Origin of the sequence: Paraburkholderia sp. BL10I2N1 (genome assembly GCF_004361815.1) — a bacterium.
Lineage (GTDB): Bacteria > Pseudomonadota > Gammaproteobacteria > Burkholderiales > Burkholderiaceae > Paraburkholderia.
The window spans coordinates 516,993-531,668 of sequence record NZ_SNWA01000001.1 but is presented as its reverse complement, the minus strand read 5'-3'; the positions used below and the strand labels follow the sequence as shown (position 1 = coordinate 531,668).

At 62.6% G+C, this 14,676-nt stretch carries 14 protein-coding genes; 4 read left to right on the top strand and 10 right to left on the bottom strand.

Translation table 11 applies throughout. The features are described 5' to 3' along the window. Nucleotides 1-85: 85 nt before the first annotated feature. Nucleotides 86-517 (top strand): PAS domain-containing protein, encoded by a 432-nt coding sequence (locus tag B0G77_RS02495; RefSeq protein ID WP_133660702.1) that lies wholly within the window; start codon nt 86-88, stop codon nt 515-517. Nucleotides 518-632: 115 nt separating this feature from the next. Here B0G77_RS02495 and B0G77_RS02490 read toward each other — a convergent pair whose 3' ends face one another. From B0G77_RS02490 to B0G77_RS02480, 3 genes are all read right to left on the bottom strand, one after another. After that, complete coding sequence (locus B0G77_RS02490) at nt 633-2,612, bottom strand: sigma-54-dependent Fis family transcriptional regulator (RefSeq protein WP_133660701.1); 1,980 nt, start codon at nt 2,610-2,612, stop codon at nt 633-635. 283 nt (nt 2,613-2,895) lie between these two features. After that, nucleotides 2,896-3,132 carry an SDR family oxidoreductase gene (locus tag B0G77_RS02485; protein ID WP_133660700.1) on the bottom strand — a complete coding sequence of 79 codons (237 nt, stop codon included), beginning with the start codon at nt 3,130-3,132 and terminating at the stop codon, nt 2,896-2,898. Nucleotides 3,133-3,230: 98 nt separating this feature from the next. Next, nucleotides 3,231-4,970: an IS1634 family transposase gene (locus B0G77_RS02480; RefSeq protein WP_133660463.1), complete on the bottom strand. Its 1,740-nt coding sequence runs from the start codon at nt 4,968-4,970 to the stop codon at nt 3,231-3,233. 174 nt (nt 4,971-5,144) lie between these two features. Here B0G77_RS02480 and B0G77_RS02475 point away from each other — a divergent pair, with 174 nt between their 5' ends. Further along, complete coding sequence (locus B0G77_RS02475) at nt 5,145-5,714, top strand: hypothetical protein (RefSeq protein ID WP_133660699.1); 570 nt, start codon at nt 5,145-5,147, stop codon at nt 5,712-5,714. Here B0G77_RS02475 and B0G77_RS02470 read toward each other — a convergent pair. The 3 genes from B0G77_RS02470 to B0G77_RS02460 form a co-directional block, all read right to left on the bottom strand. Then, entirely contained in the window at nt 5,660-6,043 is a 384-nt protein-coding gene (locus B0G77_RS02470; RefSeq protein ID WP_133660698.1) for a hypothetical protein, read from the bottom strand. The two genes, B0G77_RS02475 and B0G77_RS02470, sit on opposite strands and share 55 nt — an antisense overlap. A 138-nt stretch (nt 6,044-6,181) precedes the next feature. Beyond that, nucleotides 6,182-7,384 carry a Fic family protein gene (locus B0G77_RS02465; RefSeq protein ID WP_133660697.1) on the bottom strand — a complete coding sequence of 401 codons (1,203 nt, stop codon included), beginning with the start codon at nt 7,382-7,384 and terminating at the stop codon, nt 6,182-6,184. A 198-nt stretch (nt 7,385-7,582) separates the two neighbouring features. Then, the gene (locus B0G77_RS02460) at nt 7,583-7,795 is read right to left on the bottom strand and encodes a hypothetical protein (RefSeq protein WP_133660696.1); all 213 of its coding nucleotides are present in this window, start codon (nt 7,793-7,795) and stop codon (nt 7,583-7,585) included. Between the two features lie 187 nt (nt 7,796-7,982). Here B0G77_RS02460 and B0G77_RS02455 point away from each other — a divergent pair, with 187 nt between their 5' ends. After that, the gene (locus B0G77_RS02455; RefSeq protein WP_133660695.1) at nt 7,983-9,020 is read left to right on the top strand and encodes a LacI family DNA-binding transcriptional regulator; all 1,038 of its coding nucleotides are present in this window, start codon (nt 7,983-7,985) and stop codon (nt 9,018-9,020) included. On the opposite strand, the gene B0G77_RS02450 is transcribed toward B0G77_RS02455, so the two are convergent. Genes B0G77_RS02450 through B0G77_RS02435 form a run of 4 tightly spaced genes read right to left on the bottom strand, consistent with a single transcriptional unit; the run spans nt 8,980 to nt 12,611 of the window. Continuing rightward, entirely contained in the window at nt 8,980-9,891 is a 912-nt protein-coding gene (locus tag B0G77_RS02450; protein ID WP_243750903.1) for a sugar phosphate isomerase/epimerase, read from the bottom strand. The two genes, B0G77_RS02455 and B0G77_RS02450, sit on opposite strands and share 41 nt — an antisense overlap. After that, the gene (locus tag B0G77_RS02445) at nt 9,888-11,135 is read right to left on the bottom strand and encodes an FAD-dependent oxidoreductase (protein ID WP_133660694.1); all 1,248 of its coding nucleotides are present in this window, start codon (nt 11,133-11,135) and stop codon (nt 9,888-9,890) included. Before B0G77_RS02445 ends, B0G77_RS02450 begins: the two co-directional genes overlap by 4 nt. Then, on the bottom strand, nt 11,132-11,476 hold the full coding sequence (locus tag B0G77_RS02440) for a non-heme iron oxygenase ferredoxin subunit (RefSeq protein WP_133660693.1): 345 nt from the start codon (nt 11,474-11,476) through the stop codon (nt 11,132-11,134). Before B0G77_RS02440 ends, B0G77_RS02445 begins: the two co-directional genes overlap by 4 nt. 46 nt (nt 11,477-11,522) lie before the next feature. Beyond that, on the bottom strand, nt 11,523-12,611 hold the full coding sequence (locus tag B0G77_RS02435; protein ID WP_133660692.1) for a fatty acid desaturase: 1,089 nt from the start codon (nt 12,609-12,611) through the stop codon (nt 11,523-11,525). Nucleotides 12,612-13,081: 470 nt separating this feature from the next. On the opposite strand from B0G77_RS02435, the gene B0G77_RS02430 reads away from it, so the two are divergent. Then, nucleotides 13,082-14,512, top strand: a complete 1,431-nt coding sequence (locus tag B0G77_RS02430; RefSeq protein ID WP_133660691.1) for an RNA-guided endonuclease TnpB family protein — start codon at nt 13,082-13,084, stop codon at nt 14,510-14,512. Nucleotides 14,513-14,676 lie beyond the last annotated feature (164 nt).

The window sequence follows — 14,676 nt, the reverse complement described above, 5'->3', positions numbered from 1 at the left end:
CGGCATCTGCGGAGCCTGCCCGAACAGCGCCCCACACGGGCGCTGTTCTCAAGTGAACGAAAGCTTTCCCACCTCGGGCCATGTCATGCAAGTAGCCATCGACTATCGACAGTTGGTCGCCGTGATCGGCGATGCGGTCATTATTTCGGACAAGGGCGGCAGCATCACGCTGTGGAATGCCGCAGCCACGCGGATGTTCGGCTTCACCGAGGAGGAGGCACTCGGTCAATCGCTCGACCTGATCATTCCAGAGCGCCTGCGCGGGCGTCACTGGGATGGGTATCAGAAAACGATGGCCTCCGGTGAAACGCGCTACGGCACGGACGTGTTGCGCGTGCCGGCGATACATAAGGACGGACGTTCGTTGTCGATCGCCTTCAGCGTCGCGTTGCTCCATTCGCCTCAGCAAGAGCTGACGGGAATCGTCGCGGTTATCCGCGACGAGACGACCCGTTTCCTGGAGGACCGGAACCTGCGCAAACGTCTCGCCGAACTGGAAGTGCGAGTCAGCGCCTGATGGTTGCTGACGACTCCCTTGCCTGGCGGCCGCCTGTCGCACACCCGTAGCGGCGGCCGGGCCTTTTTACGTGGGCGAATGCGTGAATGCGTGAATGAATGAAGGGAATGCGCCTTCAGGCAACCGGCTTGCCTTCGCCTGCCGTGGCGGCCGATGGCCACTTCCGGTAGATCGTATTGCGCGAGATCCCTAGCGCACGCGCCGCAGCGGACACGTTGCCGCCATGCTGCGCGAGTGCCGCCGCGATGGCCGAGGCGGCGACGTCCTGTAGCCGGACGCCCTGCGGGACGGCCGGCTCAGCGATCTTCGTGGTCATGGCTGGCGCGGCCCGGAGATCATCGAAGAAATCGTCCGGCAGATGCTCGTGCCGGATGACGCCATCCGCATCGACCATTGCCGCGGCCGTACGCAGCAGATTGCCTAGCTGCCGGAAATTGCCGGGCCATGCGCATTGCTCGAACAGCGTCATGACTTCCGGCGCGACGCTCAAGTGCCCTTTGACGGCTTGCGGTGACTCGCATTGCAGCATTTTCTCGACCACGCTGGCGAGATCGGTTCGTTCGCGCAGCGGCGGCAGTTTGACGACAAGCCCGTTGAGGCGGTAGTACAGATCCTCACGAAACCTGCTTTCTTCGATCATCTTGCGCAGATCGCGGTGGGTCGCGCAAACGAGTGCGATATCGACCGGAATCGCCTTCGTCGAGCCGAGCGGATTGACGAGGCGCTCCTGCAGCACGCGCAACAGCCGCACCTGCAAGGGATAAGGCATGTCGCCGATCTCGTCGAGAAACAGCGTGCCGCCATTGGCCTGCAGCAGTTTGCCGACCGCGCCCTTGCGCCGCGCGCCGGTGAACGCGCCTTCCTCATAGCCGAACAGCTCGGATTCGATCAGCGTTTCCGGAATCGATGCGCAATTCACCGCGACGAACGGCCCGGCCTGTCGAGGCGAATCGTTGTGAATCGCCTGGGCGAGCAGTTCCTTGCCGGTGCCCGTCTCTCCGGTGATCAGGATCGGAATGTCCTTGCCGATGACCTTGCGCACCTTCGCGATGACGGCGGCGACCTGCGGATCGCCGGTGTCCAGATAAGCGAGACGCGATAGCGGAGCAGGGCGCGCGGGTGCCTGCTGCACCGCTTGACGGCTCGCGGTCTGCACGGCGCCGCGCGCGGAGGACGCCAGGTTGCTACCTGTGAGCGCCGGTCGTTTGAATTCGACGTTGGCGCAGACAACCGTGCCGTTGTGCAGGCCAAGTGAGAGCGGCTGCCCCTGACTCGCCCCGAGCCGCTCGATCAGTTGCGTACCGCTGATGCCGAAGAGCGAGCACAGCGTGTGCGCGCGCAGGCCGCTTAGTGGAAGCCCCAACTGGAACTGGGCGCTGCGGTTAGCGGACAGAAACCGGCCGTCGCCCGTGAACGCGACGATGCCTTCCATCAAGGTGCCGAGAAACTCGGGGCGGCCATGAAAGGCTATCCGTAACGTCTCGCGAAACGTATTGGTGAAGAGATGATTTTCGATCATCTGCACAGACATTTTCGCGAGCGCCATCGTGTGCTGATGGTAGCTGCGATGGTCGCCCGTGACATCGAGAACGCCGATCAGATCGCCATAGGGGTCGAGGATCGGAACGCTGGAACAGGTCAGGAAGCGGTTCGCCGCGAGGTAGTGCTGGTCACCGTGAACCACCGTGGCACTGCGTTCGGCGATAGCGGTGCCGATCGCATTCGTCCCCTGCCGGTCCTCTGCCCAGTTCGCACCGGGACGCAGGGCGACTTTCTCGGCGCGGCGCAGGAAATCGTCGTCGCCGATGGAGTGCAGAATCAGTCCGTCGGCGTCCGTCAGCACGATCATGCTTTGCGTGTTGACGATCTGCTCATGGAGCGTCTCCATGACCGGCGTTGCGTGCGCGCACAGGATGCGGCTCTGTTCGAGCTTCAGCGCCAGATCCGCTGTGGACAGGACGTCGTAGTCCGGCCGCATCGACGCGCTCAGACCGAACGTTTCCGAGCGCTGGTGCGATTGCTGTATGGAAGGCGTAAGCCAGGTGGCCTCTCGCGGCGCGAATCGGGTCGCGGCGTGACAGATGTCATCGCGCATTGTCTCCTCCTGCCAGTTCGGTGCGGTCGTATCGCCGTCACCGTGTGACACATCAATAAGCAAGTCCTGCGCCACATTGGTACGTTGCGGGATGGAGCAGGTGTCTCGTGTTGTGCCTGTGTCAATCTGGAGCAGAACAATGTGCAATATTGGGACAGGCACCCTGCGCATGGTGACCTGCCTCACGGAGCCCCCGGTTGATCTCAATCAAACTTGACGCAGACAGCCTTGCTGATAAGAGGGGCTCGGTGTGTTTCGTCCGGCTGGAGAGAAGGGCGAGCGCTTACAGCGCCTGCGCGGGATGCGGCGGGTCGTCGAATCCGCCCCAAACCGATTGATCGAAATTCACCATCGACCCTGTCATCAGGCCGGACTCGGCGCTCGCCAGAAAAGCCACGGCGCGCGCCGCTTCCGCCGGATCGATCAGCCGGCCGAACGGCTGCACGGCATTGGCCTGTGTGTGCCAGTCGTCCGATGCGCCGTGATAGGTCAGCTGTATCCGGTATCCCCGTGATTTCAATGCAGATTAGGACGATGGCGTGATCTAGACCGAACTTTGAGCATGCGGCGCGCGCAGGTCCTTGAATTGCCGCGGTTACGCGTGTCGGGGGGAGTCGGTTACTGGGTACAGACAGGGCTGATGTTCAGCAGGCGGAAGGCCTTTTCCTGAACGGGTGTGGGCCGCGTGATCATCACGATCTTTGCGTCCGGGTTCAGAGATGTGTGGCAGACGTTGTAGGCGAGCGTGGCCAGATCATCGAGCAGCGTGCGGAAGCTATGGACGGGCAAGCCGTCCTCGCCAAGCCGCGTGGCATCCTTTGCTTTTGCCTGGTCCGAACGTCGTGCCTTGGCCACGGGCGAGGGCCGGGTTGCGCGTGCGAGCTCGATGTATTCATCGTCAAACAGCATCGGCTTCAAGGTCTCGCGCATGTGCCATTCGACGTAGTAGGCGAGCATGCACAGGAAGACGTGCGCCCGTACACGCTCGGCGTTCCAGTGGAATATGGGGCGCACGTTCAGATCGACTGTCTTGAGCGACCGGAAGGCACGCTCCACGACCGCCAGGCCCTTGTACGCCGAGACAGCCGCTTCGGCCGGCAGGTCCTGTTCGGGCACGCTGGTGCGCACCACATACAGGCCGTCGAGCGCCGCTTCCTGCCGGATCTGACCGGCCTTGCGCGTCCAGGTGAAGCCCTCGTCGGTGAAGCTCAGCTCGAAGTGCTTGGCCATCTTGTAGTGGTCGATGACGCGGCCCACGCGCAGGGCAATGGCATCGGCGCCCTTGAGGCGGTTGCGGGCACGCGTGGTCGCCTCGGCGATCTTCGTCAGCTCGGCTTCAGTGGCCTGCAGCAAGTCCTCGCGTTTGCGGGTCCGCTGCTCGGCCAGCAGCGGATTGCGGCACACGATGAGCCGCTCACCGGGGAACGCCTCACTGGTCAGCTCCAGCAGGTTGCGCTCGTCAAACAGCGAGGGCTGGAAAGGCCCCTTCTCCTGGGCAAGCGCGCTCACCTGCGGCGCGCGCAGGCTGCTCACCCAGTCCAGCCCCGCCGGGCGCAATACCGTGTCGATGCGCGCCTGCGTGAGCATGCCCCGGTCGCCCACCCAGGCGATCTTGCCGATGCCATAGCGGTCCCGCAGTTTCTCCACCTGCGAGGCCACGGTAGCCGGATCGGCGGTGTTGCCGGCAAACACCTCGACGGCCACCGGACAGCCTTCAGGAGTGCAAACCAGCCCGAACACGATCTGCGGATCGTCGCGCTTGCCATCGCGGCTGTAGCCGCGCGCGGCAAGCTCGCAGCAGTCTCCGGTCACCCACGTGGACGTGAGGTCATAGAGCACCAGCATGCTGCCGGCCAGATGCTTGCGCGCCAGCCGCTTCTCGATGTCTTCCTGGGCCTCGCCCAGCCAGTCGAGCGCGGTATAGACCTGTCCGAGGTCAACCTCGCCCAGCTTCAGCAGCCGCGACAGCGAGTGGGTCGCGGTCTCGTCGCGCAACATGCGATGGGTGGCCAGCTTCGAAGCGGGAGACACCACCCGCGCCACCAGCAGCGCCATGAGCATCGCGCGCAGCGCGGCCGGTGCAGCCGCAAACCACTGCTCGGCGCCGCAGGCACGCGCCGCGCCCAGCACCGCGGCCACATGTCCGTGCGGCAGGCTGCGCTCGATCACGAAGGCCTCTTCAGCCGAGGGCACTGCGACGCCACCGCGCAGCAGCACCTTCAGTCCTTCGATGACCTCGGCGGGCAGCGATGAGAGGTTGGCCAGGGTGCGCTTCTTCACCTTGTTGCCGTCGCGGAAGGACTCGCGCAACAGGATGGCGGGCGGTGAGTTGCGGTTGGGGACGTGTTCGATATACATGAACACTGATTAAAGCAAATAATCACCGAAAGTCAATATAAAAATACTAACTTACATGGCTACATGATAGTCCCAGAAAATAGCCGAAACCCTGCACTGATGCGGATTCCGGCTATTTGAGAAGTCAAAGCTCGGTCTAGACCTCCGGCGTTCGCTTTCACGGACCGCTCGTGTGTGTCGATCACGTTCGACGAGTCGGCCAAGTACTGCATCGGCCGGTCGCAGGAGTCGATGGTGAAAGTAAAAGTAGAAGCAGCCTGGGCGCAACTGGGCGACGTCGCCCACCCAGACAGTCGTCATGTCCATTCCGTTCGTACCCTATTCACCGCCACGTGGGCAGAGGTCTGGCAACTTTGCGCTCGATCCGTCATCGCTACGTTGCGGCCCTGTCGGTGGAACCGCTCTGTTCGTTTTTCTTTCCCGCCGCTCGCTGCGCCGCCCTTCCGCACGCTTCACGACTTCTTCCAGAGATTGCACGTGTTCTGGCGTAGTACGACCAAAGCGCTTGCAATAACAATGCGCAATAAATTCCGCGAGGGGGCGCTTCCACGGTTCCTGCTGCCCGTTAGCCAGCGATCCGAATTTTCGGGGATTCAATCCCAGTTCGCGAGCCATCTGAACATGGGTATGGCTCAACCTGAAGCGCTGCCTCGCTTCGAACCACGGTTGCAGCTTGGATGGTATCGGCATCAGGGCGCACCTTTGCGCCAACTCGCGGCGGTCAAGCGCTCCACCGCCGCGTAATAACGTGCTTGAGAAGTCGCAGCATCGTCGTTCTGATCCGTCTTCAAAATATCAAACAGATGCTCTGCGACGACTGAGCCGATCGCGTGAACAGCGTCGTGTCGCGAAAGTCCTTCTTTCCCGAGGCGATCCATCGCCCGGACCACGGGTTCAAGGTTCAGCGCGATCTGGTTTTCGACGATCGCGTGTAGCGCGGCGTGTGCCGTGACGTTGGGAAGTTTGCTGCGGGTGACGCGGTGATATGCCTCGACGAGAGCAATTCGCTCCTGCTCGTCAAGGTCAAGCCATGATTCAGGTTCGGGCGCGCACTCGGGGTTGTACTCTTTCATGATGCTAGTCCTGTACTGGCTTTTGCCTGTCGTAAATCTACCGTCTACAGCTGCGTTGCGCTTCAGTTCGGGCATCCGCGGCATAACGGGCGCCCGTCCCACAAGACCGGGAGCGACTTGTTGACGCTTTTGGGGGCGCTACTCGTCTGAAGTCGGGTTCTGTGGAGCGGGAAGCGGGTCAGTGCCTTCGCCAAGGATGGCGAGATAACGCCGGTAGCCGAACACGCGCCCGCGTCGGCGGCCCGTTACTTCCTCCACCACACCGAGCCGTTCCAGGTCAGCAAGCGCGGCGTTGACCGTAGGCGCAGTGAGGCCTGTACGTTCAACGAGCAGGTTGGCAGTGAGGAATGGATTCTGTTGAAGCAGGTCATGGACGCGCAAGGCCGATCCGGCTCGCTCGCTCTCCGCGGTGATCCGCTCCCGATCGTCCTTGAACAGGCCGACGATCCGTGTTGCAGCATCAAATGCCTGGTTTGCGGTCTCGGCGACACCGGCGAGAAAGAATTCGAGCCAAGCTTCCCAGGCACCGCGCTCACGAACCTCCTGGAGGAGCCGATAGTAATCCGCTCGGTGCGTCTTGAGGTAGAGGCTCAGGTAGAGGAGCGGCGAGCGCAATACCCCGTGCACATTGAGGAATAGGGTTACGAGCAGCCGGCCAATGCGGCCGTTGCCGTCAAGAAACGGGTGGATCGTCTCGAACTGGACATGAAGAAGCCCGGCCTTGATAAGCGCCGGCAAGCGCGAGCGGTCCTCATGCATGAACTTTTCAAGTGCATCCAGACTGGTGTCGAGCTCGTCCACGGGCGGCGGCACATATAGGGCGTTCCCGGGTCGGGTCCCGCCGATCCAGTTCTGGGATCTGCGGAACTCGCCGGGGCTTTTGGTGCCGCCCCGCCCACTTTGCAGCAGGCGCGCATGCATCTCGCGGATTAACCGCAGGGAAAGCGGCAACTCCTGGAGCCGGTCCAGCCCATACATCATTGCGTCGACGTAGTTCGACACCTCGCGGATGTCGTCGATGGGCTGGCCGGCCTGTGCCTCGGTTTCGAAACGAAGCAGATCGGTCAGGGTGGACTGGGTGCCTTCGATCTGGGACGAAAGAACAGCCTCCTTGCGCACATACATGTAGAGGAAAAGCTCCTGGCGAGGGAGAAGCATCGTGATGCCGTCCAGCCGCCCGACCGCCCGCTCGGCAAGGCTAAGTCGGTCGAGTAGACTCAACACGTCGATCGGTGGTTCGGGGGGAAGGGGCGGCGGCACGAATGCGCGCGCGATTTCACCGCCTACGGCGGTTTCGACGAATCGGCCAAGCCGCGGATTTGTTGTGCTCTCGTCAGCCATGGATGGATTATGTCTATTGACCGTTAATTAAGCAATATGCCCTTGGCTTAAATAGCGCCGGCGCTTATGTAAGCGGCCTTAAACAACGCCCGTCCCAACAGCGGTACGCCTGGGCTCGTCGTGCATGAGCAGGCGTTGAGGCAAACGTAGCAGCGCTCCGGCAGTGAACGTGACATCAGCAGCCGGCGTTGCCACGACCTAGAAGAGGCCGCTCTCCAGTTCGGTAAGACTCGCCCATTTGACGGCCTGCCAGAACGCGTTGGTCGCCGAGCCATGAGTCAGCATGACGATGTTGAGCGGCTCGGCGCTTTGCGCCGCGCTCGCCGTGAATATCGAACACGCGATGCATGCCGTGATCGCGAGCCTTGCAGCCAGCGGCCGCGCACGGACCCGGGTGGTGCTCTGCTTCATATCCTGTCTCCTTGTGTGCCTCGGGCGCGACAGCATCCGTGATGCAGGTGCGTGACGTCGTTCGGGCTGTTGCTGTCCCATTGGCTGGCCGGGGACATACGGCGGTGGCACAGCACAGCCCCGGCTTGATGGGCCGGTGCCGTGATGCAATCATCGTGTCATCGTCGATTTCTCAACCGTCAGGCTCATGCCCAACACTACCCGCCGCAAGACGAGCATGACCGATATTGCGAAGGCCGCCGGCGTCAGCGAGGCGACCGTCGACCGTGTGCTCAACGGCCGTGGCGGTGTGTCGCGTGAGAAAGAGATGAGCGTGCTGGAGTGGGCGCGCAAGCTGAAGATCGATCGCGCGCTCGAGTCGGTCTCGGTGCGGTGGCTGCGCATCGCGATTCTTCTGCAGCAGCCAGTTGCCCCGTACTACGTGTCGCTCAAGCAGGGTTTCGACGTGGCGCAAAAGACGTTCGAGGGGCAGCGGGTGATCTGCGCGGTCACTTACTTCGAGAGCCTCGAACCGGCGCGGGTGGTCGAGACCATCGAGCGGGCGACCCGCAAGGCCGATGCGCTCATCATCGTCGCGTACGAGCATCCCGACATTACGCACGCATTGCGGCAGGTCAGCCGCACGATGCCGGTCGTCACGCTCGCAAGCGATCTTCCAGGAACCGGGCGGCTCGCTTACGTGGGCATCGACAACCGTTGCGCCGGACGGGTGGCGGGCGAGCTGATGGGACGCTTTCTCGGCGACGCGGGAGGCAACGTGCTCGTGATGACGGGCATGCATGATTTCCTCGGCCATGAAGAACGCGAAAGCGGCTTTCGCTCCGTACTGCGGCGCCGCTTTCCGAACTGCGACATCGTGGAGACCGTAGAGAGCCGCGAGCAGTCGGTGATGACCGAGCGCCTCACCCGCGACGCCTTCCGGCGCTATCCCGATCTGCGCGGGATCTACAACATTTCAGTGGGCGATGAAGGCGTCGCTGCTGCGCTTGTCTCGCTCAACCGGGTTCGCTCGACGGTATTCATCGGTCACGAACTCAACGAGACTTCGCGGCGCCTGCTGATCGAAGGCACACTCGACGCCGTGCTCGACCAGAATCCGGCCGGCGAAGCGATGCGTTCCATCGAAATCATCCTGCGGCACTATCATCGCGATCCAGGGGTTGCGTTGCCTCAGCAGATTCCGGTCACCGTGCTGTTGCGCGAAAATCTTCCGCCTCTCGACTAGCTGCGCGCACAACTGTTTCTGCATGACCTTTTTCGTCACCGCTCACGTCGTTCCAGAGCGCGCGGATCCGGTCGCGCATCAGTAGCGATTCCGCCCAGCGGTCCGTCGTGTCGTTGCCATCGCGACCGATGATCGCGTACGGCTTCGGTCCCAGCTCGCACGTGAAGGTGAGCGAGTCGTCGGGGCCGGCGCGACGCCGCCACGATTCGAAGCCGTAACGCCACCAGTCGAAAAACAGGTCTACCCACATCTTGTGCGGCTCGAACGAGATCTCGATCTGCACCTGTTGGCGGCTCGCGACTCGCCCATGAAACGCCCACGAGTGATCGAGGATGCGGTGCATCGCGGCGTGGTTTTCGTCGGACACGGGCCACGCGAACTCGCGTCCCACCAGGTAGTGCGAGATGTCGCCGAGCAGCTTCATATCGGGGCGCGCATCGAGCAGATCCAGCGTGAAATACAGATCGGTCGTCATGCGGTCCCGATGCGTTTCGATGTACACCGGAAAATCCACCTGTTCCGCGAGCCGCGTCCAGCCATCGATGAGCTTCAGGCAGTCGTCGATGCGTCGCGGCCGTACGTCCGGTTGCAGATCGATGTGATGCGCGCCGAATTCGGTTGCAAGTTCGAGCACCGGTTGCAACTCGTCGACCCTACGCGGAAAGGCCTGCACTTCGATTTGCATGCCGTTTGCCGCGAGCTGGCGGCTCAGGCGGCGCGCTTCATCGCGTGACGTGTAGCTGCCGCTCACGCCGTTAAAACCTGCCTGCGCGATCAACTCGATGTTTTCTTCGAGTGAGCGCTCGCAGCCATCGGTGTGGCGACGCTCCATGGCCCATAGCGACTGATAGATGTCGAGGCGTTGTGTCATATCACCTCCGCGGCCAGCAGCGGCTTGAGCTTGACGTTGCGATCCGCGAGCAGCGCCGGTTCGATGCACGCACGTCGCGCGATCAGCGCTTGCGCCACGCGCACGTCGCGGGCAATGTCACCCACGTTGCCGACACCGCTTGCGCCGACCAGCACGCCGTCGCGATCGAGCGCGAAAAAGATCTTCGACGCCGCGCCGGTTTCGCGTACCGCCGTGGTGACGCCGAACGCGGGCATGCCTGCGATCTGGATCGTCATGTCGTACTGATCGGACCAGAACCACGGCACTTCCGAATACGTTTCGCCGCGCTCGAGCATGTTGCGCGCGACGATGCGCGCGTGGTCCTCGGCGTTCTTCCAGCATTCGAGGCGCATGCGCCGGCGAAACAGCCGATGTGGAAACGAGCAGACATCGCCTGCCGCAAAGATGTGCGGGTCGTTGGTGCGCAGCGTGTCGTCCACTGCGATGCCATCGGCGACGTCGATGCCGGCTGCTTCGGCGAGTTCCGTGCGCGGCTTCACGCCGATCCCGGCGATGACGCAATCGCACGCGATATCGGTGCCGTCCGCGAGCCTGACGCCGCTCACGCGGCGCTCGCCGAGGATCCGGTCGACCTGTACGGCAAAGCGTATGTCGACACCCATCTGTCGATGACGTTCGACGAGATATGCCGCAACAACCTCGGGCACGGCACGCATCAGCGCACGCGCCGCTGCTTCAATCACCACGACCTCGCAACCGCGTGTAATGGCGGTGGCAGCGACCTCCAGTCCGATAAATCCTGCACCGATAATCGCGATCCGCCGCCCGGGTGCCAGTTCGCCGGCAATCTCGCCTGCATCCGCAACGGTGCGCAGATAATGCACGCCGGCGAGCGTCGCGCCCGGCAAGGTCAGCCGGTGCGGTGCCGCGCCCGTCGCGATCAGCAGACGGTGATAGTCAACCCGGCGATCGTTTTGCAGCACTACCTGGCGCGCTGCGCGGTCGATATGTTGAACCGGCGCATCGACGCGCAGATCGATGCGCTGCTCGCGATAGAACGCCTCGTCGTAGAGCGCGCATTGCGCCGTGGTCTTTTGCCCAAGCAGCACCGCCTTGGAAAGCGGCGGGCGGTCATAGGGCGCTACCGCTTCATTGCCGAAGAGCGTGATGCCGCCGTCCCAGCCGTTGTCGCGCAACGCGTGGGCAGCGCGCGCGCCGCTCTGGCCGGCGCCGACGATCACCATCGCGGGAAGGCTTTTCATGACTGCTCCTGCGCCGGTACGCCGAGCAGCACCTGGCCGTCTTCAACGCGCACCGGGTACGTTTTCAGATGCACGCAGACCGGCGGACTTTTCGGTTTGCCGCTCGGGATATCGAAGCGTCCCTGATGCAGCGGGCACTCGATTTCGCGGTTCACCACAAAGCCATCGGCGAGATGGGCCTGCTCGTGCGTGCACCAGCCATCCGATGCGAAGTACCCTTCGGCGATCCGGTACACCGCGTAGCTTGCGCCCGCGTGATCGAAGCGGATCACGTCTTCTTCGTCGATGTCGCCGGTCGCGCAGGCCGCGACCCACTTCACATTGTTCGTTTCGATGCTCACGGGAGGCTCCCTGGGTGGCGGTCGTCTGGCAGTTTGCGGGCAGGCTTCAGACGTTCGACTGCGCAGTGAATGCGGCGCGTGGGGTGTCTGTCGAGTCCGTGGTGTCTTTAACCGGCAGTGTCCGTTCGATCACGTGGTACGGGTCGGAGCGCTGCGTCCAGAGGGCGGGCAGCATCTCACGATAAGCCGCATAGAGGCTGGAATACGCAGGCGGAAGCTGATGCCTGATGGCTTCGTGCAGACGCGGCAGCGCATGGAACGGCACCATCGGCAGCAGATGGTGTTCGAGGTGGTAGTTCATGTTGAGGTACAGAAAGCGGAACACCGGGTTGATATGGACCGTCCGGGTGTTCAGCCGGTGGTCCTTCACGTTGACCGCGAGCCCGGCGTGCTGGGTGAGACCCAGCAACTGATGCAGCCAGCCGCCGTAAAAACGTGGCGTCCAGATGAACATCAGCGGCAGGAAACTGTGCATCGCAATGGCCAGACCGATCGTGAGAACGATCACCGCCAGATAGATGCGGCACGACCAGATCATCCTGGGCTTTTCGGTGGCGGGCAGAAATGCGTCGGTGGATGCATCGACCCGGCCGAACGCGTGGCGCACGATCTTGGCGATCTCCAGCGAGCAGCCCACCAGTCCGAAGAAGTCGACGACGATGGGCCAGACCTTCGTCGGTCGCGCGACCTGAATCTCCGGATCGCGCTCCTGAAAGTAGGTATGCGTGTGATGTCGCGCGTGGCTCCAGCGCCACCAGTAGCCCTCGCGGATCGTCATGAACGACGACAGGTGATAGAAGGCCTCGTTGGCCCAGCGGCTCTTGAACGGGGTGCCGTGCGCGAGTTCGTGCCAGCGTGCGTCGCTCGACGAGTAGATTGTGCCGTAGGCAAAGAACGCCGGAACGGTCCACCACGTTCCCCATGTCATCGCCGCCACCGCGCCGGAGGCGAGCAGCAGGGCGAGCCACAGGCCGAAGTTGCGCCACCCCTCGGCATCGCTGCGCTTCATCAACTCCTTGAGCACGGTGCGCGGGATGGCTGGCTGATACCACTGCTGGCCGATACCGTCGCCAAAGGCCTGGTCGCCGGCGCTCTGCGTGGTCGCGCCGCCGTCGACGCGGGAAGTCGAGGACATGGGGTGTCTCCAGCTTATAGGGGGTGTTTGCGAGCTTCCCGTCAGCAAGGTGTTGCAGGCGGGCCAGTCGTTGCGACAAAGGTAGATGATGGGAGCCGCGTGTACACGCCAAAAAATGATGGATTTCCATCAAGCCACACGGCCGGCCGCGCCAGGTAAGGCGTCCGAAATGGAAAATAAATTCCATGCAAAAATGCCTGTGCAATTAATTCTGCATTAAAGCCGGCTCATCTTCTATGCTTGATCAGAAAGCGCGTCAAACCCCGTCCTTCAGAGGTTGTCGCAAAAGGGTACGCAGGCAAACGCGCCGGCTTTTCACGCCCTGACAATTCAAGCACTTATAGAGCTGAATTGTTTCGCTTTGCACGTTTTGCGACAGCCTCTTCAGGGCGGGGAAGGAAAGCGCGCGAACCGCAGGTTCGCCTCTTCGGCGGTTGCGAGCCCACGACGCTTGACATGGTACTGTATGGATGTACAGTGTTGATATGTCCTCTAAACTTCAATCCGGTGTTCGATTCAGGGCCTACCCCGAGGCTGGGGAGGCAGCCATGCTCAGGCGCTGGACTGGATGTCAGCGGACGATCTACAACGGCAAGGTCAGCGAGGATCGCCTCTTTGCGGCGCAACGTCGGCTCGAACTTGCATCGGGCAAGACGGATGTGCGCACACCGCTGGACCAGCAGTATGCGCAGTTCAAGGATCGGGAGCTGACGCCGTGGCTCTACGAGGTGCCCAGCCAGATCCTGCGCAACGGCGCGGTGCGCTGGATGACGGCCAGACAACGGCAACTGAAGGGACTCGGTCGTGCGCCGCGGCGTCGAACCCGCAGAGACTTCAACACGGTTGTCATTACCCAGGAACTGTTCCGGTTCATCGATACCGGACACGGCGTCGTGATCGAGCTTGGCACCAAGGCAAAGCCGCTTGGGCAACTGCCCTTCAAGGCGCACCGTCCGTATGGTCTGCCGAACACGATCGTGGTACGCGAGAGTGCGGGCCAGTGGTTCGTGAGCTTCTGCTATGAGCATACGAGCCCGTTCATCCTGCGCGAGCCGCACGAGCTGGCGTACGAACTGAACCGTCTCGATGATGAAGCAATCGGGCAGGTGACGCTGGGCCTCGACCGCAATGTGCGGGACAACTGCATCGCCTCGAGCGATGGCAGGCAGTTCAGGCCCGATGCGATCGCGCTCGAACGGATGCGCCGCAAGGACGTCGGCGCGAAACGCTACCAGCGACGGATTGCGCGTGCCAGGAAGGGCTCGGCCAACCGCCGCAAGCTGGTCGCGCGGCTCGTCCGCAAGAAGGCGTATGCGCCGTGTGCGCGCAATGACTTCGCGCACAAGGTCAGCCACGCGCTCGCGAGCTCCGACGCCCGGTTCTTCGTGCTCGAGGACCTGAAGATCCAGGGCATGACGCGAGCGCCGAAGGCGCGGCTCGAGCAAGCGACGGGCAAGTGGCTTCGCAACGGCGCCCGTGCAAAGGCGGGGCTGAACCGGTCGATTCTGCAATCGTGCTGGGGCTCGATCCATCGCTACCTGGCCTACAAGGCAGCACGACGCAACAAGCTGGTCGGGCTGGTGCCGGCGGCAAACACCAGTCGCGAATGTTCCCGCTGTGGGCACATTCACCCGGACAATCGCAAGGATGCGCGGTTTGTCTGTCAACGCTGTGGTTTCGAGGCGCACGCCGATGACAATGCCTCCTGCAACATCAGGACGAGAGGCATTGGGCGGCTGCGCCACGGCGAATACGAAGCCGTCAAAACCCGCAAGCGCGTCGCGCCAGTCAGGCGCAAGGAATCGAACACGACCGGCGGGCGGCCGGCGCATGCCTGCGAGGGCGAAAGCCCTCGTCCAGAACATCGGATAGAGCGGACACAAGACCTGGTGGCTGCGTAAAGCGGTTCATCGGGCATTCTGCGATGAAGCAGGAAAAAGATCCTCTTGCGGCTTGGAGAGGAAGCCCCGGCATTCATGCCGGGGAGCCGTCACCGGAACGCGACAGCAGTTCGCGTACACCCATTCGCGTACACCCAGGAAGACAGGTGTGAACAGTGTCGAAG

Coding starts and splice junctions, on each gene's coding strand:
- B0G77_RS02495 (WP_133660702.1), top strand. CDS start 86: ATGCAAGTAGCCATCGACTATCGACAGTTGGTCGCCGTGATCGGCGAT.
- B0G77_RS02490 (WP_133660701.1), bottom strand. CDS start 2,612: ATGCGCGATGACATCTGTCACGCCGCGACCCGATTCGCGCCGCGAGAG.
- B0G77_RS02480 (WP_133660463.1), bottom strand. CDS start 4,970: ATGTATATCGAACACGTCCCCAACCGCAACTCACCGCCCGCCATCCTG.
- B0G77_RS02470 (WP_133660698.1), bottom strand. CDS start 6,043: ATGAAAGAGTACAACCCCGAGTGCGCGCCCGAACCTGAATCATGGCTT.
- B0G77_RS02465 (WP_133660697.1), bottom strand. CDS start 7,384: ATGGCTGACGAGAGCACAACAAATCCGCGGCTTGGCCGATTCGTCGAA.
- B0G77_RS02460 (WP_133660696.1), bottom strand. CDS start 7,795: ATGAAGCAGAGCACCACCCGGGTCCGTGCGCGGCCGCTGGCTGCAAGG.
- B0G77_RS02455 (WP_133660695.1), top strand. CDS start 7,983: ATGCCCAACACTACCCGCCGCAAGACGAGCATGACCGATATTGCGAAG.
- B0G77_RS02450 (WP_243750903.1), bottom strand. CDS start 9,891: ATGACACAACGCCTCGACATCTATCAGTCGCTATGGGCCATGGAGCGT.
- B0G77_RS02445 (WP_133660694.1), bottom strand. CDS start 11,135: ATGAAAAGCCTTCCCGCGATGGTGATCGTCGGCGCCGGCCAGAGCGGC.
- B0G77_RS02435 (WP_133660692.1), bottom strand. CDS start 12,611: ATGTCCTCGACTTCCCGCGTCGACGGCGGCGCGACCACGCAGAGCGCC.
- B0G77_RS02430 (WP_133660691.1), top strand. CDS start 13,082: ATGTACAGTGTTGATATGTCCTCTAAACTTCAATCCGGTGTTCGATTC.